The organism is Acidicapsa ligni (assembly GCF_025685655.1).
GTDB lineage: Bacteria > Acidobacteriota > Terriglobia > Terriglobales > Acidobacteriaceae > Acidicapsa > Acidicapsa ligni.
On sequence record NZ_JAGSYG010000001.1, the window covers coordinates 715,536 to 738,283 of the forward strand.

Here is a 22,748-nt window from a genome sequence, read left to right on the forward strand (position 1 = left end):
GTCAATCCAGTGCGTGAAGCAGGCGGATATTTATTCCGTTATCCCTGGTTTGCCGGGGTGTACCGCAATGCCTCTGCCTGCGGAAGGCGGATGCCCCACTTCATCAAATCTAAAAGTGCATCCATCGGTATCGGCCGGCTGAAGAGATAGCCCTGCGCGAAATAACATCCGAGAGACATCAAGGACTCAGCATGCTCTATATCTTCGACGCCCTCTGCAATCACCCTCATACCCGCGCCGTGGGCCAGATCTATAAGCAACTGCACGATGCTGCGATTGAATGATCCCTTACGCATATCGCGCACGAACGATTGGTCTATCTTCAGCGTATCGACAGGATATCTCTGCAGATAACTGAGCGAAGAGTATCCTGTACCAAAATCATCCAAAGCTACCTTCACTCCCATCGCTCGAACCTCGCGAAAGAGAGCGCCAGCTTTCTCCGGATCTTTTAGAAACACGCTTTCTGTGATTTCGAGCTGAAGGAGCCCTGGATTTGCATCGCTACTCTGAATGTGAGCCATCAACTTGGATATAAAGGCCGGATCATCCAGCTGTCTGCTGGATACGTTCAAGCTCAACAGCAGATCCTTTTTGAACGCCTGCCGCATGACTCGGATATCCTGGCATGCCTGTCGCAGAGTCCACGCACCCATCGGCACAATGTATCCCGTCTCCTCAGCAAGCTGGATAAACGAACCGGGAAACAATAAACCTCGTTTGGGATGGTTCCATCGTATGAGGGATTCCACTCCGTTGATCGACATGTCCCGCATGTCAATCAATGGCTGGTGATAGAGCACAAACTCATTATTATCAATCGCAGATCGAAGCTGCAGCGTCGTTTGAATTACAGACAACGCCTCATCATGCATCGCGCTGTCATACACCACGTAGCGGTTTCCGCCGCTTCGTTTTGCACGATGCATGGCAGTATCCGCGTCGCGCAATACATCTTCCCCCTCTGCATATCGCGCTTCGATTTTGCATATTCCGATACTCGCAGTCAGAGGTAGATAAGTGAAATCGAGCGGCAGCGGTTCCTCTATGGACCCCAATATTCTCTCCGCAATATGCTTTGCCTGATCAATGCCATGCAGCCTCTCGAAAAGAATGCAGAACTCATCTCCTCCGATGCGTGCCACGATATCCTCAGCGCGGGTAAATTTTTGGAGGCGGCGTGCTATTTCCTGCAAAAGCAGATCGCCATCGCGGTGCCCAAGCATTTCGTTTACTGCCTTAAATTGATCCAGATCGAGATAAATCAAAAACGTTTCAACCTTGAACCTGCCCTGGGGTGACTTCAGGGCCTTCTCGATGGACTCCAGCAGGTAAGTACGGTTGCCAAGGCCGGTGAGGTTGTCATGGAAGGCAAGGTGGCGCACCTGGGCTTCCATCCGCTTGCGTTCCTGAATCTCTTCTCTCAATGTTTCATTCTGCAGCCTGGTGACATGCCGCTCATTCAGTACCGAGGTGAGGCGATCGCGATCCTCGTCCAGCCTGGATTGAAGTCTGTATAAGGTAATTCGACGCTGCAATAAGATGGCCATCGCTACAGACAATGCGGCGAACGCTACGGTGAACATAAGCCACCAAACAGAGAATGCCGAAAAATGAAGCTGCGGCACGAGATGCGGTTGCGCGACGCCAGGCAGTATCGGGAAGATTCCGCAGGCAAAGACTCGTCCTGTTGCCATTGCTGAGACTTTGCGTGGAATCCCCTCCAGCACACACCGCGACATCATTCTTCTCATACAACCGCTCCCATTGCTCGTGGTAGCCCCTAGCAAAGGCCAAAACTTGAATTGACTAGTCTCTCTGAATAACTAAGTTGGCCCTCGACTTATCAGGTGGTAATACGAATGGTAATCGTAATTTACCCAAGAATCAGAGGGTTTTCCGAGGTTATAAATCACGTGATATCACCACTGATATCAAACCGTTGCCAAATGTTTTCAGGGTACTTACTCTTCAAAACTTTTGTGCTCTAATGAGAATCATTCACAGCCACTTTAGTAACTCACTAGCGTACTGACAAGCAAGACGGGGGGACTCGGGTCTGCTAGTTCGGTTAACAATGTGACATCGAAAAACCCAAGAACGCATAACCATCAAGGAGATTGACATGAACAACCTGAAAGTTGCATTGAAAAGACTGATGGCGGATGAATCAGGCCAGGACCTGATTGAATATGCCCTCATTGCGGCCCTGGTTGGGCTGGCTTCCGTAACGGCTCTCAGCGGTTTGGCTACCGCAATTACAACCGAGTTCGGAACCATTTCGACAGCCATCACCGGCGCCAAGGCCTAGACGTAACCGTGAGCCGGAGCGGACCTCACCTCCGTTCCGGCTTAGCCCAAATCTGTTTCGAGTAACAGGAAAACGCAGAGTTAAAAGTAAGCCCTGGCTGAGTAGGTTATGTCCTATCTCAATCATGCGCAAAGTCGTCTTATAACTCTGATGCACGACATTGCTTTCGGCGACATATCAACCGGCCCTGAGGATTCAACCGTGCATATCGGCAATCAGTTCGTCTATTGCGCCGCAGGTTTTATATGTGCAGTGATCGCTGCCATCTATGACCTGGCAGTTCGCAGGATACCCAACTATCTAACGGGGGCCGGGCTGGTTGTAGGTTTGATCATCCACTTCAGTCTCGATGGGTGGAGGGGAGCGCTTACATCGGGTTCAGCTGCACTGATTGCAGGGGTGATCTTTTTCATATTCTTCATGGCAGGTGGAATGGGCGGAGGCGATGTAAAGCTCATGGCCGCGGTTGCCTGTCTCAGCGGGCTGCAGAATCTCGCATACCTCTTGATCCTCACCTCCCTTGCAGGCGGAGTCATGGCAGTCCTGATGGCGCTCATGCATGGATCGTTAAAACACACGATAGGCAATGTGTTTTCGTTAGCGAATCATCACCTGCACAAAGGTCTGGCGCCTCATCCCAATCTGAACGTCGATAACAACTCGACGTTACGGCTCCCATATGGAGTTGCCATTGCTGTAGGCAGCTTCCTGACGTTTTACCTACAGAGAGTTCAGAACTGACAATATGACTACACGCCGTCTGATGGTTGCTCTGATTATTGCAGTCGTAGTGTCTGGATTCTTCACGCTGTGGTTCGGCAAAAGAATAGCCAGTACGCATACGAATGGACCAGCCCGCCTGTCGTATATGGCCACTGCGCATGAAGTAGAAGCAGGACAAACTCTTCGCGCCGAAGACCTGAAACCAATTGACTGGCCAAGCGCTATTCCCCTGGTCGGCACCTTTACCAAACCTCAGGATGTGGTGGGCCGCACCGTGCTCTACCCACTGGCTTCCGGCGAGCCCATTCTGGATAAGCAGCTCGCAGCACCGGGCTCAGGCGCTGGCCTGTCGAGAAAAGTTCCCGACGGCATGCGCGCTCTTTCGCTCAAGTCAGATCAGGTCGTCGGTGTCGCAGGCTTCCTGTTTCCGGGAACGCATGTCGACGTCCTCGTAACTTATGTAGTGCCAGCTTCAAATTCGCCGATAACTTCCACAGTGTTGCAGAATGCGGAAATATTGGCGGCCGGTCTCAAGATGGAGCCCGATCCGAAGGGGCAACCCGCGCCTGTCGACGTTGTGACTCTTCTCGTATCTCCCGAAGATGCGCAGAGAGTCGTTCTCGCCAGTACGCAGGGTCGCGTGCACTTCGTGCTGAGAAATGGCCGAGACAATGAACAGGTGAAAGAGCAGCCGGTGCAAATGTCCGCACTAGGTCAGGTCGCGGATGCCAGGTCTCCTGTAAAAGCAAAGCCCGTTAAAAAATCCAGCGAAGCGCAAGCTCCCGCCAAATACAGTGTGCAGGTCTTAAACGGAGATAAATCGACGATGGAGAGTTTCTAATGATCATCAGACCTCGCACAAGCGTTTGTATTTTCATTCGGCTCTCATCGGTTCTCGCGTTAACCATCGCACTGTCCGCAGCCTCTGGGCAAAGCGTTGCAAGTAAGCAGGTAACTCCAGCCATAGCAGAAGTTGTTAGCGATGTCTCTAACTTCTCCAGCGTCGCTCCCTCTGAAAAACCACTTCACGTCGTCGTCGGCAGATCTGTGTTTATCTACACAAAACATAGACTCACGCGTGTGTACGTTACGAACCCAGCTATCCTCTCAGCGTATGTGGCCAGTCCAAATCAACTGTTGGTAACATCGAAAACCGCCGGACTCAGCTCACTGGTCGTATGGGATGAGACCGGAGAATCGCAGCCATATCTTGTTTCATCCGATCTGGATCTCGACAAGCTTCGCTCCTCGATCAGCGAGTCCATGCATGGCGAAGATATTCACGTGGAAGGCGACGGAAATCGAATCATCTTATCTGGAGTGGCCAGTGGAAGCGGAGTTTCAGACGCGGCCATAAAGTTGGCTGGTCTATATTCCAAAGATATTTCCGATGCCATGGTCATCAATTCAGCCCATGTCCCGCAGGTAAAGCTAAAAGTGCGCATTGTCGAAGTCGACCGTGCCAAGCTCACCCAGTTTGGGTTTAACTTTTTCAGCGCCGGCGGCAATAACCTAGCTCAGACTACGACGACGCAATTTCCATCGACGCTGACTGCCTCAACATCGGGGACAGGAAGCAGCACATCAAGTAACTCATCGAGCGTAGGGAACAAGACAGTATCAATTTCCAACCCGCTAAACTTCCTGCTCTATAACTCATCCCTCAACGTCGGCGCGATGCTGCAGGATCTACAGAATATGTCCATTCTGCAAATCCTCGCCGAGCCGACACTGACGACACTTAGCGGTAAAGAAGCAAGTTTTCTTTCAGGTGGTGAGTTTCCGTTCCCTGTCGTTCAGGGTATTGCGGGTGGTCTTACCTCAATCAGTATTCAATTTCGTCCGTACGGAGTTAAGCTCGATTTCACTCCTGAGGTTAACGTGGATGGAACGATCCAGCTAAAGATAGCGCCTGAAGTTAGCGCTCTCGATTACACCAATGCCGTCACGATCGATGGATACCAAATTCCAGCGATCTCTACGCGCAGGGCTGACACCGAGGTCGTACTCAAAAGCGGGCAGAGTTTTGCAATCTCCGGTCTCCTGGATAGAAGAACAACAGATGCCTATGGCCGGACTCCCGGCTTCTCGAGCATTCCTATTCTCGGTCAGCTATTCAAATCTAAATCACTCAATCATTCAACAACAGAACTGATCGTGATCGTCACTCCGGAAGTTGTCAATCCTATGGAAGAGGGCGGTCCAATCAAGGAGCCAGTGCTCCCTGTACCGACAATGGATCCAACAGCTTTTGACACTGGACTTCCAAAAACCAAGAAAGACAACTAGGCACCATCTTTCAGATGAGGAAAGGATCAGTATTGTCATTCCCAAGTAACAAACTCGAAAGTCCTGAGCCAGTGCTGATCTCGGTCTGCGCGGACCAAAAGACCATCGACCAGCTTGAAGCAACGATGGTAAAGAGATTCTGGAAGAATGGATTGTCCATTTTTGATTCCTACATCTTCTCTGCCAAGCGGCCTTACTTCAGTCCACTGATCAAGTCTGCGGATGCATGCATCGCCTTTGTGGATTTCGATAAGTCAGAAGAGCTTGCTGTCGAAGCCACACAGTATCTCACGCAGATATTTGCAGGCAGAATCACCATCATCGCAATTGCCAAAAGTGACAGCCCCGACAAGATACTTGTCGCAATGAGAGCAGGCTGCACAGATTTTCTCACCACGCCACTGCAGGAGATCGATCTTACAACTATCTTCGATCGTCTGGAGCGGCAATGGCTTTCCACCCGCTGGTTCCCGCCTCAGACCGGTTCTGTGCTTTCTTTCTTTGGTGTTAAAGGCGGAGCAGGATCCACCACCCTAGCTGTACACGTGGCCGCCTATCTGGCCAAGTACCATAACAAGAAAACCCTGTTGATTGACCATCACCCTGAGCTTGGCCACGTGTGCGTTTATCTCGGCATGGATGGAACCAGGTATCAGTTTCAGGAATTAATCCGAAACGTAAATCGCCTTGATAGCGAGCTCCTGCATGGCTTCGTAATCAAGCACGCAAGCGGATTAGATGTGTTGTCTTCTCCCGATACATCTGTTGGGAAAAACTATCTGGACGAAGAAGCTGTAGCAAAGACATTGGATTTTCTTCGAAGCGAATATGACTACATCATCATTGACTGCAATATAGATTGCGAAGAGCACAATCTCCCTGTCATCTCCGCCTCGCAGCATATCTACATGGTGTCGACGCAAGAGGTCGGTTCTATCCGAAACCTATCGCGTTACATCGATCGATTCTCCCTGCTGGATGCGCCGCTTGAGAAGCTCCAAATCGTTCTCAATCACATTTCTTCATCTGACGCCATTCAGGTCGATCAGATTGAAAAGGCAATGAAATTGCCCATCGCAATACGCATTCCCAACAGCATTGAGTTTGTTCGAGCCGCCAATCTCGGCGAACCTCTCTTCGTCGATGGAAAGTCTTCCCTTACTGGCAAGCTGGTCAAATGGGTTGAGGCCATCGCAGGTTCGCCACCACCACTGGAAGCAGCCTCAGTCAAAAAAAGCAAGACGCTCATGTCCATGTGGAAGTAATTGTGTGTCGCTGCATTTGAGATGGCAGAGAAGAGGGTTAGTAACATGAAGACGAATAGCATCGAAGCCGTAACAGAAAAACCCCAGTCTCCAGTAGGCCGCTCTGTGCGAGGCGTACCGGAGGCGCTTCAGCAGCAGATTAAATCAGCAGTACACAAAGAACTCATCAAACGTCTTGATCTCGACAAGCTGAGCGAGTTCAATCAAACACGCGCAGGACAGCAGCAATTGTTTACGCTGATTCAACGCCTGCTCACCGAACATGGCGTTCCTCTGAGCAGCGCAGAACGCGACAAACTTGCACAGGAAGTAGTAGACGAAGTGTTCGGACTGGGGCCTATCGAGCCACTCCTGCACGATCCCACTGTCAGCGACATCCTGGTGAATACGCATAACTCAATTTATGTCGAGCGGCGTGGGCTTCTCGAAAAGACCAATATTGTTTTCAAAGACAATCGACATCTGATGCACATCATCGACAAGATTGTTTCGGCGGTAGGCCGCAGGGTCGATGAATCCTCACCGATGGTGGATGCGCGCCTGGCGGATGGTTCGCGCGTGAACGTAATCATTCCACCACTTGCTATCGATGGTCCTGTTCTTTCAATACGGCGTTTCGGTAACTCGCCACTAACTGCCGACGACCTTCTTCGTTCACATACGCTGACGATACCCATGCTTGATCTGTTGCAGGGGGCAGTCGAAGCTCGTGTCAGCATTGTCATCTCCGGTGGCACAGGCTCAGGAAAGACCACGCTCCTCAACGTACTGTCGTCATTTATTTCAGCCTCCGAACGCATCGTCACCATTGAAGATTCCGCTGAGTTGTTGATGCGGCAGGAGCATGTTGTCCGGTTGGAGACGCGCCCGCCGAACGTCGAAGGACACGGCGCCGTACGTCAGCGAGAGCTGATGATCAATGCTCTTAGAATGCGGCCTGATCGCATTGTGCTCGGTGAGGTACGTGGTGAAGAAGCGCTCGACATGCTTCAAGCGATGAATACAGGCCACGACGGATCACTCACAACCATCCACTCCAACTCCCCGCGCGATGCGCTATCGCGTATGGAAACAATGTCGATGATGGGCGACATTCGACTGCCCGAACGTGCGATCAAGGCCCAGATCGCCTCTGCTATTCAACTGATTGTGCAGATCGCGCGCATGAGTGACGGTAGCCGCCGCATAACTCACATCACCGAGCTGACCGGTGCGTTCAACGAAACCATCAGCATGAACGATCTCTTCCTGTTCGAGAAAAAAGGACTAACTCCGGCCGGAAAAATCAAAGGCCGCTTTTACTCGACAGGCATTATTCCGCGATTCCACGAGAAGCTCATCGCCGCAGGTTTCTCTTTGCCGCAGGGCCTCATCAACCACTCGGTAGAAGTGTAGGGAGAGAGTATCTATGCTTCTGATCGGTGTAGTTTTCACCTTTGGCTTGATCGTCATCTTCGCCATCGTCGCTCTAATGACGCGACCGACGGCCCAGCAGAACGCCGCCGATCGTCGACTGACAGAGATCCTCGGATCGAATTCCGCCTTTGACAAAACTGCTTCTCGAACAAGTTCAGGCCTCCTTGTTGCGGAGCAAAAAGACACTGGAAAATTCGCCCTTGTCGTTTTGAAGACAAGAATAGGGCGCTACCTTGAGAAGCTGATCCTCCAGAGCCAGGTACAAATTTCTGTCCCGAGAATTCTGCAGGCTACTGCAGCGCTTGTTATCTGTGTCGGTACAGCCGTCTGGTTTCTTACTGCAATGCTTTTCGTTGCGATTGTGGCGGCTCTTCTCGCAGGCTATATACCGATAGCCTATTTACGCTTTCAGAAAGAGAAGCGCCTTACCGCCTTCAGCCAGGCTCTTCCCGACTGTATCGAGACTTGTGCACGCTCACTCCGGGCCGGGCACTCCGTCGTGGCATCCCTGGATATCGTTGCGGGTCAAGCTCAGGAACCAGCTAAAACGGAGTTCGCTGAAGTCTTCAAAAAGCAGAATTACGGACTCCCGTTACGCGACGCTCTACTGCAGATGCTTGACCGCGTTCCATCCGCGGATCTCCATGTCATGGTCACCGCATTTCTCGTGCAAAGAGATACCGGTGGCAACCTCGTAGATATACTCGATCGCCTTGTTTCTGTCATCCGGGATCGTCTTCGTATTCAACGCGAGGTCAGGATACAGACAGCGCAAGGGCGCATGACCGGGTGGATACTCTGTCTTCTTCCCGTCTTCCTGCTGATAGTAATCAACTTCTTGAATCCCGGATATTCAACAATACTTTTCCACGAACCAGCCGGCAGAAAAATGCTCTATGTCGGAATAGCTCTTCTGCTCTGTGGGGGATGGATCATTCGTCACATCATCAACGGGATTGAGGTCTAGCATCCTATGCTTCAAATTTTATTTATCGCCGCACTAGGAATAACCGCTTTCTGTGTCGCCGGGCTCGTGGTCATTCCCGTCCTGTTGCGGCCCGGCAAAGAAGCACAACGCGCAATGGAGATCGTGAAAAGCGATCGCCCAGACAGTCGCGTTATCAGTGCCAAAGAGCGCTTTGAAGATGGATTGCTCAACATCGCGCACGATGTACGCACTCGTCTTGGTCTTACCATAAGTGCCAAATCCATTGAACGTCTCGCAGCCGCAGGTTATCGCAACGCATCTGCTCCGGATTTCTTCTTTGCCGCACAGTGCCTCACGCCTCTTGCAGCCTTGTTTGGCGGCAGCTTCATGCCGCATGACACCCTCTTCTGGGTATTCATCTTTGGAGCCCTGGGTTATCTGGCGCCGGGTATCTGGCTATCGGAGAAAGCAAAGCGCAGGCGCGAGAGAATACGCCGCAGTCTTCCCGACACTATCGATCTGCTCGTGATCTGCGTCGATGCAGGGCTCGGGCTGGATCAGGCGTTGCTCCGCACTACGGAAGAGATCGTTCGCAATCATCCCGACCTTCAGGAAGAGTTGACCCGCGTGCATCTTGAGCAGCGCGCCGGGCGTCCACGATTGGAGACATGGCAGAACCTGTCCGACCGCGCCAAGGTTCCCGAACTCTCCGCCTTCGTCAGCATGCTCACCCAGGCAGACAGGTTCGGAACACCAATCGCCAAGACCCTGAGCACTTTCGCCGACGACATCCGCATGAAGCGTCGTCAGCGCATAGAAGAGATAGCGGCCAAGACAAAAGTCAAGATCATCTTTCCGCTTGTCTTCTTCATCTTTCCCTGCTTGTTTATCGTTTTGCTCGGCCCCGCGTATCTCACAATCTTGGGCGGACTCAAGGGTCTCGCCAAATAACCACAAGCACTGGCGACGCAAACAAATCGTCATAGCTACCAATCTGAATCAGGAGAAAACAAATCATGGATACGACACTTATCATTCGCCTCGCCGCAGGAGTTCTCGCTGTCATGGTTCTGGGCATCATCATCTATCGCAGAAGCCGTAAAGCGGCATAGCGGAAACTGGTCGAAATATGCGCACCGTACAGGTATGGAACACCACAACCGGCGGCATGCTTGCGGCCTCAGTAAAAATTGCTGAGACCACATGGAGCCGCATGCGTGGGCTACTCGGCAGAAACAGTCTCGGCAATGGAGAGGGCCTATGGATCTGGCCATCCTCCGGCGTCCACACCATAGGCATGTCTTTCGCCATCGATGTCATCGGCCTCGATCGCAACAAGCAAGTGATCAAGTTATGGAGTCACCTCGTCCCCGGCCGCATAACTTCCGTAAGTTGGAAGCTACGCAGCGTAATCGAACTCCCCGCAGGCATCATCGCGGAAAGCGGCATCAAGATTGGCGATGCCCTTCACATGGATCAGGCTCCTCATGATTAACAGCAATGACTCGCGCCATAAAAAGATGAATATCCTTCGCCGCCTCTCCGACGAACGAGGGCAGACTCTGGTCGTTGGCGCTCTATGTATGACTGTGATCCTCTGCTCTATCGGCTTTGCCATCGACATCGGGCATGTCCGCTATGTAAAGCGCACCCTGCAAACTGCCGCCGATGCAGCAGCAATAGCTGCCGCCGCAGAGATTCGTGTCTGTGGCACCACTCCAGACTGCGGAGCGATGACGACAGCCGCAGAAAAGGCTCTGGGCGAGAACAACTACACAGTGACTACGGTCGCTCTCAACAACTGCTCACCTGCCCCCGGTTCCGCTCTTACATTAACCATCAACAGTCCCGCCTGTTCCGTTTCGACCGATCCCAACAAAGGGCTTAAAAACTACGCGGAAGCGATCGTCTCCGATCCTGTGCCGACGTATTTCGCGAAGATATTCGGCGTGAGTACCATTCCTGTAACAGCGCGCGCCGAGGCAGGTCGCGGACTCGGTGGCCCCTGCATCTACGCATTGGATCCAACTGCACCTGGGGCGATTACTCTCGCCGTTGGTCTGGGCTTTCGCTCTAACTGCGGCATCGTAGATGAATCCAACAGCAATGCGGCAGCCACATGCCTTCTGACGCTAGGCACAGTATCGATACCTCAGTTTTACGTAGTCGGTCATACAGGCTCTGGGCTCCTGGATGGGTTGCTGTGCGGTGTAGCGCCGCCCGCGAGAGTAGGTATGCCCGTACCTAGTCCAGCCGATCCATTGGCATATTTACCCTCACCCACCCCGCCAACTCCAGGCCAGGGCTGCGGAAGTGGCGCTCCAAACTTTCTCGGTGGTGGTGGTACCTGGAACGGTTCATCGAGCCCCATTACGATCCTCATCGGCGGTCTCGGTACATCGCCATTTGTCTTTAATCCTGGAATATATTGCGGTGCAATTACAGAGGCCCTTGGTCTTGGAGCGACACTTCATTTTTATCCGGGGACGTATGAAGGTGGAATCAACATCGTCGCTGGAGTCGGCACAACCGTGATATTTGAGCCGGGTACTTACATCCTCGAACAGGGGCCAGGTCCCTTGGGAGCATCCGGCGGTCTGAATATTACGATCTCTGCATTGTCATCGATCACAGGAAATGGCGTTACTTTTTATAACGCAGGCAATGTAACCAATCCCGGTAACTCAATCGGAAGCATCAGTATCACCGCGCCTGCGACTTTGGGGTTATCCAGCTTTAATCTATCGGCGCCTGCCAGCGGAGAATATGGTGGAATACTTTTCTTTCAGGGGCATGGTGTTAACGCCACAGGTACAGTGGTAGCCAGCCTGTTACAAGGCAGCAGCATGAACGGGGCCTTTTACCTGCCCAATGCGCAATTTACGTATGCTGTAGGCGCGATTGCGAATAACTACAACATTATTGTGGCAGACACAATAAACTTCGGCGTAGCCCAGGTACTAACAACCGTCGGCAATAACTATGCCACACTCCAAAGTGGATCGCCTTTAAATGGGAACGACGTAACCCTTGTTCAATGAAAGGTGTAATCGTTGAGGAGTTATCCAATGAGTTATATGTGTGGCTCGCTCTCAAAGCTACTCCGCAGGCGAGATGGCTCAAGCCTCATTGAAACAGCATTTCTAATGCCGATGTTACTTCTGATTCTTGCAGGGGCGGTGGACTTTGGCCGAGCCTATTATCTGTCCAACGAGATATCCTCAGCCGCTCATGCTGGCGCCGTTTACGGAACAGTCTATCTCCCCGATGACGCAGGAGTGCAAACCGCCGCACAACTCGACGCACCCGATATCGCTGGATTAACAGTGACAGCCACGCATGGATGCGAGTGCTTCGACGGAAGCTCCGTTATAGTGAACTGCGCCACCCCGCCCTCGGTTTCGACCTGTAGCGGCAATAACTATGTCAACTATGTGCAGGTAACAACATCGACAACCTACACGCCACTTTTCCCCTATCCCGGAATACCCAGCTCCTTTACTCTCCAGGGGAACGCATATCTACGATCAGGAGGCGATTAGTGAAATATCCAGCCTCAAGTATTCAACAGAAATCCACATGGGATCACAAATCCCACGCCCGATCCATCCGAAAAGATGAAAGAGGCAGCAGTCTTCTCGAATTCACCCTTACCATCAGCATCGTACTCGTGACTGTCTTCAGCATCATGGGCTTTTCTCTTCTGCTTTACGCCGATCATTTTGTGGCCAGCGCTGCAAACGATGCCGTTCGATACGCCATCGTGCGCGGCTCCACCTGGGACGCAGCGAGCATCGCCACCGGAGGAAAAGCAGTCCCATGCGCGACTCCCACCACGGCGAGTTGCACCGCTACAGTCGCCAACATACAGAGTTTCGTAGTCAGCATTATTCCTCCAGGTATCACTGCGGGCAATGTAATTGCGACGCCTGCCTGGACTGGAGCGAGTCCCACGGGAGCAGCCTGCGACACGTTTAACTCCGGCAGCAGCACAGATGGCAGCAACAATCCAGGCTGCACCGTAACGGTGACAGTGAATTATTCCTTTAGTTCTATTTTCGTGTTTCTCCCGCTCATACCGAAAACATTTAGCCTGTCCTACAAAGCCTCAGCCGCCATCGTGATGTAAACCAGTCTTACTGGATAAATCACGATGACGCATATAAGTGCATCCATAATATCTCCTGAATAGTTACGATAAAACCGCATATCTAATCATCTAAACTAGAAGCTGGAGACACATAATCTATAAGTGTTTTCAGGAGAGAATCACAATGGATCGGAGAGATTTTCTCAAGACAGGAAGCCTCTGTCTCGCTGGCACAGCACTTCCCCATGTAGCAATCGCAGACACGTCCCATTCAAGCCGTTTCGCATCGTCGGGACGAGTCATACTTCCTATCAATCATGATTGGCTCTTTACCAATTCCGTTCCTCCCCATGGTGAGCTGGAAGGCTATTCCGAGTCAGGAATGGAGCATGTCACTCTCCCTCACTCCAACGTAAAATTTTCATGGCATAACTTCGACGAGAAGAGCTTTCAGACCGTCTCACTCTATCGGCATCACTTCCGCCTTCCTGAATCTGCGCGCGAATCCCGCGTCTTTCTTGATTTTGAAGGAGCCATGGCATCTTCACGCGTATGGCTGAACGGCGTAGCGATTGGCGAATACCAAGGTGGCTATACACCGTTCTCCTTTGAGATAACGCAGGCAGTACGCAGAGATGCAGACAACGTCATAGCTCTCGAACTCGACAGCCGTGAAACGCCGGAGATTCCGCCCTTTGGCTATGAAATCGACTACCTCACCTTCGGGGGCATCTATCGCGAAGTCTCGCTGCGTATAGTAGGTACGACCTACATCGATAACATCTTCGCTCGTCCTGCCGATGTTCTCTCCTCTCACCCATATCTCGATGTCGATGTATTTCTCGATTCTGCAGCGCAGCAATCGCATAAGTTGGCAGTTGAAATAACGTTGCTCGAAGGCGAGCGTACGATCCGCACTCTTGTCCAGGATCTACAGACTGAGCGAGGAAAATCAAAACATACAGTCAAGCTGGACAACTTGACCGGCATTCATTTGTGGACACTGGAGCAACCGCAACTCTACGAAGTACGTGTTCGCCTGTTGCAAGGCTCTGCCCTGATCGATCAGGATTCGCAGAGAGTAGGCTTTCGCACCGCGACCTTCACCGATCATGGATTTGAACTCAATGGAAAACCACTGAAGTTACGCGGCTTGAATCGTCATCAGGCTTTTCCGTATGTGGGTAACGCAATGCCGAGACGTGTGCAGCGCCGCGATGCACAGATCCTCAAACACGAACTCAAATGCAATATCGTTCGCACCTCGCATTACCCGCCATCGCGTCATTTTATGGATGCCTGTGATGAGTTAGGTTTGCTGGTTCTGGAAGAGATTCCCGGCTGGCAACATGTAGGAGAGAATGCGTGGCAGGACTTAGCCGTAGACAATGTCCGCCGCATGATCGAGCGTGATTGGAACAGGCCATCCGTGATTCTGTGGAGCATCCGCATCAACGAGTCACGCGACTTCCACGATTTCTACGTTCGCACAAATGCATTGGCAAGAAGTCTCGATCCAACGCGACAAACGTGCGGAGTACGCTATTTTCAGGAGTCTGAATTTCTCGAAGATGTGTTCTGCATGAACGACTTTAGCTTTCCACTCAAAGCTCCCAATCACTCGCGCTATCTGAATACAGAGTTCGTGGGCGCGGAATGGTCCGTTCGTTCGTGGGACAACAACGATGTGCATAAGGAACATATCGTCCGCTACGCAAAGATCTACGACCAGTTACAAACAGACGCGCGCTACTCTGGCGGACTAGGCTGGTGTGCCTTTGATTATCCGACTCACAGGGACTTCGGTTCAGGCGATCACATCTGCTATCACGGAGTTATGGATATCTTCCGCGTGCCTAAGCCTGCGGCCGGTTTCTATAAGTCGCAATGCTCTCCTGCAGAAGAAGTTGTACTTGAGGCAGGCTTTCATTGGGCAATGAACGATGGTGCCGCAGGCTTCCCCGCGTCTCCGATAAACTCCAACTGCGATACGATCAAGTGCTCCATCGGACAAGATGGAAAGTGGCACGAGATCATCCAACTGCAGCCGGATCGAAAGCAGTTCCCGCATCTTGCGTATCCACCTTTCTTTCTCACGCTGCCCAATGGAAATGATGACTGGGGCGACCTGCGTCTCGATGGTTACATCCAGGGCGAGCTGAAAATAAGCAGGAGTTATTCGGGCAAGGGCATTGATCAGGATTTTCACGTGCAAGCCGATGATCTGGAGTTAGTCGCCGATGGTTCAGACGCGACGCGCGTTGTATTGCGCGCAACGGACGAATACGGAAATGTGCGAACCCTGTCGAATGCTCCAGTAACTCTGGAGATCGAAGGCCCGGCACATCTCATCGGTCCTTCACTACTAAGTCTTGTCGGCGGCGTGGCCGCGGTATGGATCCAAGTCAACGACAAGCCAGGCAACGTGAAACTAACTGCAAGGCACGCAGAACTGGGCACGCGAAGCATCGAGCTTACGGTGCAACCAGCCAGGATTTAATATGCGGAGTGATGTTGCTCTTGAATATAAAGTCCAGCGATATATTGCAATAGATGAATTAAGAACGATATATAGGAATGCATATCTTATCCTCCGATTGGCAGGAGCAATCCCGCCAATCGGAGAGTAAGAGTGATCGTTAGAAGGTGAACTTGAGAGCACCCTGCATAACACGTGGAGGAATGTTACCAATACCGGTAATCTGGCCGTAGTTAGAGGATCCAGGGCTCGAACCAGGCTGTCCGAAGCTGGGATGATTCAGCGCGTTAAATGCTTCCCAACGGAACTGCACCTTGTAACCCTCGCCAAAGTTCCAGTTCTTCAGTACCGCCAGATCCGCTGTCTGGATCGGAGCTTCCTGGAGCAGATACTTCTTGGAGTTACCCGGAGTCCCGAGAGCGTTGTTAGTAAAGGCCGCTGTGTTGAAGTATTGGTTGATCCAGTGGCTCTTGCCGCCCCTGCGAACGCCAAAGGTCTGCCCCGGAACAAGGTCAGCTCTATCCTGTCCTACATCGAAGCTGGAGTTATTGTTTCCCTCGCCGCCGCTTATGGTGAAGGGTGGACCAGACATAGCCGTATACAATCCGGAAACTTCCCAGCCACCGACCGTATTCCGCATCAGAGAAGATGAGGTCTTGAACTGCGGCAGTTCATAGACAAAGTTAGAGACCGAGACGGTTGGATAGTTCAGGCTCGATGGGCCGTGGTCGTGATCGATGTTATATGGATCGCTCACGCTCGACTCGAAGGATGGATCGCCGGATCCGCCGACATCTGTGGCGCGTGACCAGGTGAAGTTGGAATGAAACTGCAGGTGCTGCGAAAGGTGCTTATCGATGCTCACCTGTAGTGCATGATAGGTTCCGGTTCCGCCATCCTGTACCTGAATAATGGAGCCGAAATTGGTGTAGGTAGAACGGGTGCCGTTGTTAGGATCGTTCACCTTGAAGAAGTGACCGGGGTTCTGCTCAACGGTTGTGGCAATGTGATAAGAGAAGCTACCCACGTAGCCGATATGCAGTGCAAAGTTCTTACCTAACTGTTGATCGACCGAGAGGTTCCAGCTTTCCGTCAGACCAATCTTGTAGTTTGGTGCAAAGACCGCACCAAGCGAAGCAGGCAGGAATGTCGCAAACGAAACGCTGCTCGCAGGCAATTGCGACGGTGAGGCAAAGGGCGGGAAAGGACTTTTGCCGCCGGTTGACGCAAAGCCATTCCATGGGTTGTCAAAAGAGAGCGGAACCGTACCAGTGCCGTTCAGGTTGTAACTGGGAGCAAAGGGCGCTGCGTCCCAAACGTGGTTATAAAAGGCATCTTCAAGCGGAGTGGTAAACATGCCAAAGCCCGAACGAACAACAGTCGCGGGATGAGCCTGCCAGACAATCCCAATGCGGGGCTCGAAGTAACCGTATGTGGTCGGCATCAATCCATCCGTAACACCCTTATCGCCAGGGAATACCAATCCCAGCGGTGCATTCGGATAGCGCGTGCTCTGCTGGCCCGGTATAAAGGCCGCGCCGCGGCCATTCTTTACTGCGAGGGGAAAGTTAGGATCCCAGCGCAGGCCTGCAGTCAGGGTTACGTTTGGCAGCGGCTTGAACTGGTCTTGCGCATAAAAGCCCGTCATCCATCCAGACTCGCTGCCGCTTTCACCCGCGCCCTGGCCGAAGCTTGATGTATAACCCAGCAAAAAGTCAGACAGCGGAAATCCAGTGTACTGTCCGTTGAAAGTTACCGCTGGATTCTGGCTGCCACCGTATAACTCATAACCATAACGATGCATGATATCGGCGCCCGCAGTGATCGTGTGCTTGCCTATCACTTTGGTCACAGTGTCGGTGAACCACCAATAGCGGCGGCGCGTATCATTCGGACTACCGTTGAAGGCATTGAAGCCCAGACCGCCTCCATAGAGCGAGTTACCGCCAAATGCGGTGAGGCCAGAGATAAAGCAGGAGTTAGCAGGATCAGTTACGTTGATAAATTCCGAGAGACAGATAGGATTGCCGCTCGCGTCCTTCTCAACCGTGCCCGTGGTAAAGTTCAGCTCTGCCCATGAGAGCGTAGCACTATTAAGCAACGTAGGCGATACCGTCCAGGTATGACCTACTACCAGGTTGAGATAAGTACCGTTCTGTCCATTGACGCCCGCGAGGATGTTCCCCGGCGTTGTAGCGCCTGGCTGGTTGTAGTTATACAAAAAGCTACGCAGAAAGAGGCGCTGATTGGGATTGATGTCATAATCCAGGCGCGAGGTATTTTCGTCATAGGTGAGTTTTTGCGCAGGACTTAGAAAGTTGGTAAGACCGCTTGCCGCAACTTGACCTACCGGAAGCGACTTCGCGAGGGCGACAGCTCCCGGGCTGAACAGGCTCGGATCAACCTGATTTGGCTTGCCGTTGACCGTGTGGAATACACCCACCAGCGGGCCGCTCAGATCGCAGGGAGTAGGCGGATTGGTCTGTGGATTGGGGCAAGTCGTAAGCGCGCTGAAGTCTCCATTGAGCATCGCCTGCGTCGGTGTATTGGTGGTGTTCGTACCCGCCGTATAACTTGACCGGGTTCCCTGGTAATTCGTGAAGAAGAATAACTTGTCATGCAGAATAGGGCCGCCGACGTAGCCGCCAAACTGGCTTCGCTTCAGTTGGTCCACATTGCCTGAGAACCAATTAGCCGCGTTCAGATCGTTGTTGCGGAGGAACTCAAAAAGACCGCCATGAAATTTGTTCGTGCCCGACTTGGTCTGAATACTAACGACTGCACTGGGAGCGAAACCGTAGCGAGCGTCGAAGTTATTCGAGATAACACGAAACTCTTCCGTCGCATCGGCATTCGGAAACGGCGCTGCCAGCAATGCAAAGGTGTCCATGTTTGCGACGCCATCGAGCAGGTACCATGTGCTGCCCTGTCTGCCGCCTCCGGCTGATGCGCCAGACTCGGTCGGAAAAGAGTTACTGCCCGGCAGAGTCGAGGCCTGGCTGAATAACTCATTCGTTACGCCTGCAGAAAGGTTAACCAGGCTTGAAGGATCACGCCCATTCAACGGCAGATCCTTGATCTCATCTTCGCCGATAACCTGGCTTATATCTGCCGTGCTGGCATTGATAAGTTCCGCACCGGCTTCTACTGTCGCAGTTTCACTGGTATCGCCAATCTTGAGCGTGATGTCCAGGGTTGCGCTTTGTCCAATAGTAAGAGTGATTCCCGTCTGTACCACCGACGCAAAGCCCGTGGCTGAAGTGGCAACTTGATACGTTCCCGGCTGCAATGTCGGGATAGCATAAGTGCCGTGCTCATTTGTCACAACGTTGAAGACCTGGTTTGTACCTGAATTGGTAACAACAACTTTGGCTTGTGCAATTGTGGCACCTGTGGGATCAACGACTGTGCCTTGCAGTCGTGCCCCTGTGACTTGAGCCTGAGTGATACCGCCAAAACATAGCGCGATAAGTGTAACTAGAAATAGCGTACGAATCATCTGGTTCATGAGATGCTCCTTTCTGATTGTTAAAAGTTTGGCCTCGAAAAAGCTAAAGCTTGATTACGATATGGCGTCGGTACAGCAGCCATGCTGGAATCCAGCAAACCGCTGTGAAGAGGATGGAGTAGATCAGCGACCCCAGTGCTGGCGTACCGATGCCCTGGAAGAAGCGTTGATATAAAAACTGTTGAATGGACTGTTGTGCGTTCAGGTGAAAGACCGCAACTGCCGAAGACAATAACTCCGATAACACATAAACCACGATGGCGTTGGTCCCAAATATCAACCAGGGATTCATCCAGCGCCCTCGCCATTGCTTCATCTCAACCACGAAGTAACATGCTGCAAGGATCAAAATGCTCCAGCCTCCCGCGTAGAGCACGTAGGAACTGGTCCACAGTTTTTTATTGATGGGGAAGCTTTGTGACCACAACATGCCTGCAAGCAAAAGCAGGACACCACTCGCCAGCATTCCATTCAGCTTGACTGCGGCACTCCTGCTACCGGTAAGCCATCGCCCCGCGATCATGCCGAGCAGCGTTGTAGCAAAAGATGGAATATCGCTAAGCAATCCTTCCGGATCGCGTGTGCCTTCAAACAGCCGATGCGGAAAGATTTGCCGGTCGAGATACGCGGTAAGATTGATATCGCGATCAAGAAGAGGAAAGTTACTTACCGGCATTCCATACCCTGGCACAGTTACCCAGCGCAGCAGAATCCAATACGCCACGACGCAGATAACGAACAGCGTGACATAGCGCGAAACCTTCGGCGTGATAAGTTGCAGCAGGCTCGCAAGCAGATAGCAAACGGCAAACCGTTGTAACACTCCATAGATACGCAAGGTACCGAGTTGAAAATAAGGGAAGCCGTTGACCACAAGTCCCAGCAGAAAAAGAAAAATCGTACGGCGCAGAATATGGCCCAGAAGAACCGTTCTTGGAGTCTTCCGCAATGCATGTGCACCAAGCGAGAGCACCAGCGAGATACCCATGATGAATAGGAAGGTTGGAAACACCAGGTCTGTTGGAGTGAATCCATTCCATGGCGAGTGATTCATCCAGCGATAGGCCAACTCGTTCTGCCCGTTGTTATTCACCATAATCATGAAAGCGATCGTAAGTCCGCGCATAACATCGATCGATGTAAGTCGAGACGATGGTTTCATCGTGGTTGAAGCTGCTTCGACTTGGCGTGGCATAACTATCTCCTTCACTTCCCCTGGCTCACCGAACGTTGCGTTTTGCGAGTTAGGCAAAGTTATGGCACTCTTCCAGAAGTTTTTTTGCTTCACCGATCAGATTCGTAACTTGCAGCGGCTTGCTCGCGCGATACGGCGATGACAGCCACGTTTGTTGCCAGAGGTCGAGAGAAAAGGCGTGTCCCGTCTGTTGAGCCTCAAAGTAGGCAGACCATCGTGCCGCGTAATAATCCCGCGTTAGTCCCGACCATGCTCGCGATGCGTAATCGGAGAGCTCCGGCCATCCCCATGTAGTGATCAACCTGCGGGCATTTTCGTCGTAATACGCTGCCTCATCCTCCGACCGCGCCCATGAGCGAGCAGCTTGCGTCCAGGATTCAAGCCGGCGATCCGCCCGCAGGTTCATCAGTGCATCCATGCGACGCATCCACCCGATGGCACGCTCGGCACTCTGCTTTGCCTCAGCTTTCTGGGCCTGCGTTTTCTGAATCTGATTCTGCTGTTTCGCTCCGCCAGTCTCAACGGCACGTTGCAGCATTCGGTCAACCTGACCTCCCACAGCCTGCACCACCAGCTCAATGAGGTCATTGCGATAGAGCGCATTATCGGAAAGCTTGTCAGCGCAGGAGAGAAAGAGCTCGACCGCCGCTACAAATGTCGCGCCGGAGTCAACCGCCGCAGCCTCAGGGTGCGTACTTGGCTCGCCCTGCCATGCCTGCTTGGTCATCCAGATATGCGCGCTATAAGCGCTTTCCAGCAGCAGCTTCCACGCCTGCTGCATCGCCGGAGGGCACGCCCCATAGCGCGAAGTGCAGTATGCCGGAATCCACGTGGTCAGATCGATCGGCTCGCGAAGCCAGCCCGCATCGGTCATCAGCTCGTAAACAACCTCGTTGTTTTCAATCCCCTCGGGACACATGCCCCAGCCCACGAGATTACCCCGATCTTCGCTATGCAGCACCGCGGCAGGCTCACTCGCCATCAGTGCAAGGTTGCCCTTGATGTTGTTATTCCCGCCAAAGGTGTGGGCCATGCCGTTGATCCACTGCTTGCCAAAGAATGCCTTCTGCACCTTCCACTGCCCCGGCGCATATTTGCCGCGCAGCTTCGGAGTCAGATCGTTGGCATAGTCGATGATCAGCATCCGGTCGTTTGGAACACCGCGTAACAGTGCCTGCACCGAGGCGTTGTCCCAGAACTCCGAGGCGTAGACAAACAGCCATCCCTGCATCACCCAGGTTCCATTCGGGTCACCGGCTTGAATGCCCTCGTATACCGTGCGCCCAAAGCGCTCCAGGTCCTCGTAGCGATGGTCCTGGCTCACCGGAACGGCAAGTTCATTGAAGGTATCGGCCAGGTAATACTCCACTTCGCCGTATTCCGCCTTGTACTCCTCGATGAACTTCTTCCCGATCTGCCGGTACAGGGCGTTCTCGCCTGGATGCAGAATGAAAGTGCGCGTACTGCGTGGGATGGTCTTGAACTCATCCGCAAGCCACAGCAGCGTGAAGGTCTCTGCCTCAGGATGCAGCCGCTTGAAACCCTGTGGAACAAATCCTGCAAAGGCTGGAGCCACCGGCTTCATTCCCAGCTCGCGCATCCGGTCGAGTATCTTGCCCTGTAGAACGCGCTTGCCTTCAATCCAGTTCTGGGGCAGGGGACCGTCAAAATTGTTGATGTTGCCCATGCGATGCCAGGGTAGATGGCCCGGACCAGTGGAGAAATCATCGATCTCCCGCTGCGTCAGGCCCATCGACAGCCACACCCTCTGCCAGATCGCCTCCTGCCCATCCATCGCGAGAGGCATCGTGATGCCGTGGAGAGCCATCCAGTCCAGCTCGCGTTCCCACCGCTCCCAGTCCCAGAAGGCCATTGTGTAGCCGTAGGTGCAGGGGTTGAGGTACTGGACAAATTTGTAGGGGCAAACCACCCGCTGGCTGGCATAGTCAGGCAACGTCGCAGGAAGGTTCACGTTGCGGCCGCCCCAGGTGATCATGGCGTTGCAGGCACTTCTCAGGTAGCTGTAAATGCCTCGGCAGAGGGCGACTCCGCTACTCCCGGAGACCTCAACCTGGCCGCCAGTCGCCTTGATCTCGTAAACCTCATACCCGCCCTCAGAGGGAATCGAGTGCAAATGAAACTCCGAGGCACGGCTCCCGAGCTGGCGAAGCAAAACGGCTTCTGCGGAGGCAACCGCTGTCTCCGACGCACCCGCTCGTCCCCGGGCGCGCCGCAACCGAGCCGCTACTTCTTGATTGCTGTCTTGATCCGCGGAATTGGGATTGCCAGTAATGGGAGCGTCCGAAACAGCGCTCAGAGTAGAGCCAGACGAATCGATGGCAGCCAATGCTGTGCCAACGCTAATACATGACGTGCCGAGAAATTTGCGCCTGGTCCACATGGTCGAGAGAGCCCTTTTTGATCCCCGAAGTATGGCCTCCTGGCGCAACTTCGCGAAAGCGTATTCACCGTTAGAAGTAGAGGTTTCACCGTGAATTCAATGTTTAACTTTATTAAGTATTTGAAAATAATAAAGATAGCTTC

At 52.6% G+C, this 22,748-nt stretch carries 17 protein-coding genes; 13 read left to right on the plus strand and 4 right to left on the minus strand.

The window, feature by feature from the left end; translation table 11 throughout:
• Positions 1-38 precede the first annotated feature (38 nt).
• The gene (locus tag OHL19_RS02805) at positions 39-1,754 is read right to left on the minus strand and encodes a putative bifunctional diguanylate cyclase/phosphodiesterase (RefSeq protein WP_263356066.1); all 1,716 of its coding nucleotides are present in this window, start codon (positions 1,752-1,754) and stop codon (positions 39-41) included.
• Positions 1,755-2,125: 371 nt separating this feature from the next.
• On the opposite strand from OHL19_RS02805, the gene OHL19_RS02810 reads away from it, so the two are divergent.
• From OHL19_RS02810 to OHL19_RS02870, 13 genes are all read left to right on the plus strand, one after another.
• A complete protein-coding gene (locus OHL19_RS02810) occupies positions 2,126-2,311 on the plus strand; it encodes a Flp family type IVb pilin (protein ID WP_263356067.1) in 186 nt (61 codons plus the stop codon).
• A 108-nt stretch (positions 2,312-2,419) separates the two neighbouring features.
• Positions 2,420-3,052 (plus strand): A24 family peptidase, encoded by a 633-nt coding sequence (locus tag OHL19_RS02815; RefSeq protein ID WP_263356068.1) that lies wholly within the window; start codon positions 2,420-2,422, stop codon positions 3,050-3,052.
• Between the two features lie 4 nt (positions 3,053-3,056).
• Positions 3,057-3,875 (plus strand): Flp pilus assembly protein CpaB, encoded by an 819-nt coding sequence (gene cpaB, locus OHL19_RS02820; RefSeq protein ID WP_263356069.1) that lies wholly within the window; start codon positions 3,057-3,059, stop codon positions 3,873-3,875.
• Positions 3,875-5,323 (plus strand): type II and III secretion system protein family protein, encoded by a 1,449-nt coding sequence (locus OHL19_RS02825; RefSeq protein ID WP_263356070.1) that lies wholly within the window; start codon positions 3,875-3,877, stop codon positions 5,321-5,323. The genes cpaB and OHL19_RS02825 overlap by 1 nt, the downstream gene beginning before the upstream one ends.
• A 32-nt stretch (positions 5,324-5,355) precedes the next feature.
• The gene (locus OHL19_RS02830) at positions 5,356-6,588 is read left to right on the plus strand and encodes an AAA family ATPase (RefSeq protein WP_263356071.1); all 1,233 of its coding nucleotides are present in this window, start codon (positions 5,356-5,358) and stop codon (positions 6,586-6,588) included.
• Between the two features lie 45 nt (positions 6,589-6,633).
• A complete protein-coding gene (locus OHL19_RS02835; RefSeq protein WP_263356072.1) occupies positions 6,634-7,983 on the plus strand; it encodes a CpaF family protein in 1,350 nt (449 codons plus the stop codon).
• A gap of 13 nt (positions 7,984-7,996) precedes the next feature.
• A complete protein-coding gene (locus tag OHL19_RS02840) occupies positions 7,997-8,971 on the plus strand; it encodes a type II secretion system F family protein (RefSeq protein ID WP_263356073.1) in 975 nt (324 codons plus the stop codon).
• 6 nt (positions 8,972-8,977) lie between these two features.
• The gene (locus OHL19_RS02845; protein WP_263356074.1) at positions 8,978-9,883 is read left to right on the plus strand and encodes a type II secretion system F family protein; all 906 of its coding nucleotides are present in this window, start codon (positions 8,978-8,980) and stop codon (positions 9,881-9,883) included.
• A 178-nt stretch (positions 9,884-10,061) separates the two neighbouring features.
• The gene (locus tag OHL19_RS02850) at positions 10,062-10,427 is read left to right on the plus strand and encodes a DUF192 domain-containing protein (RefSeq protein ID WP_263356075.1); all 366 of its coding nucleotides are present in this window, start codon (positions 10,062-10,064) and stop codon (positions 10,425-10,427) included.
• Positions 10,420-11,973 carry a pilus assembly protein TadG-related protein gene (locus OHL19_RS02855; protein ID WP_263356076.1) on the plus strand — a complete coding sequence of 518 codons (1,554 nt, stop codon included), beginning with the start codon at positions 10,420-10,422 and terminating at the stop codon, positions 11,971-11,973. The genes OHL19_RS02850 and OHL19_RS02855 overlap by 8 nt, the downstream gene beginning before the upstream one ends.
• Before the next feature lie 27 nt (positions 11,974-12,000).
• On the plus strand, positions 12,001-12,474 hold the full coding sequence (locus OHL19_RS02860) for a TadE/TadG family type IV pilus assembly protein (RefSeq protein ID WP_263356077.1): 474 nt from the start codon (positions 12,001-12,003) through the stop codon (positions 12,472-12,474).
• Positions 12,474-13,061: a TadE/TadG family type IV pilus assembly protein gene (locus tag OHL19_RS02865; protein WP_263356078.1), complete on the plus strand. Its 588-nt coding sequence runs from the start codon at positions 12,474-12,476 to the stop codon at positions 13,059-13,061. Before OHL19_RS02860 ends, OHL19_RS02865 begins: the two co-directional genes overlap by 1 nt.
• 145 nt (positions 13,062-13,206) lie before the next feature.
• On the plus strand, positions 13,207-15,522 hold the full coding sequence (locus OHL19_RS02870) for a glycoside hydrolase family 2 protein (protein WP_263356079.1): 2,316 nt from the start codon (positions 13,207-13,209) through the stop codon (positions 15,520-15,522).
• A 139-nt stretch (positions 15,523-15,661) separates the two neighbouring features.
• Here OHL19_RS02870 and OHL19_RS02875 read toward each other — a convergent pair whose 3' ends face one another.
• The 3 genes from OHL19_RS02875 to OHL19_RS02885 are packed head-to-tail and all read right to left on the minus strand — an operon-like array spanning position 15,662 to position 22,605.
• Positions 15,662-19,009, minus strand: a complete 3,348-nt coding sequence (locus tag OHL19_RS02875; protein WP_263356080.1) for a TonB-dependent receptor — start codon at positions 19,007-19,009, stop codon at positions 15,662-15,664.
• A 43-nt stretch (positions 19,010-19,052) separates the two neighbouring features.
• Positions 19,053-20,204, minus strand: coding sequence for an acyltransferase family protein (locus OHL19_RS02880; protein ID WP_263356081.1), 1,152 nt, complete (start codon positions 20,202-20,204; stop codon positions 19,053-19,055).
• 49 nt (positions 20,205-20,253) lie between these two features.
• Positions 20,254-22,605, minus strand: coding sequence for an alpha-N-acetylglucosaminidase (locus OHL19_RS02885; RefSeq protein WP_263356082.1), 2,352 nt, complete (start codon positions 22,603-22,605; stop codon positions 20,254-20,256).
• Between the last annotated feature and the right edge of the window lie 143 nt (positions 22,606-22,748).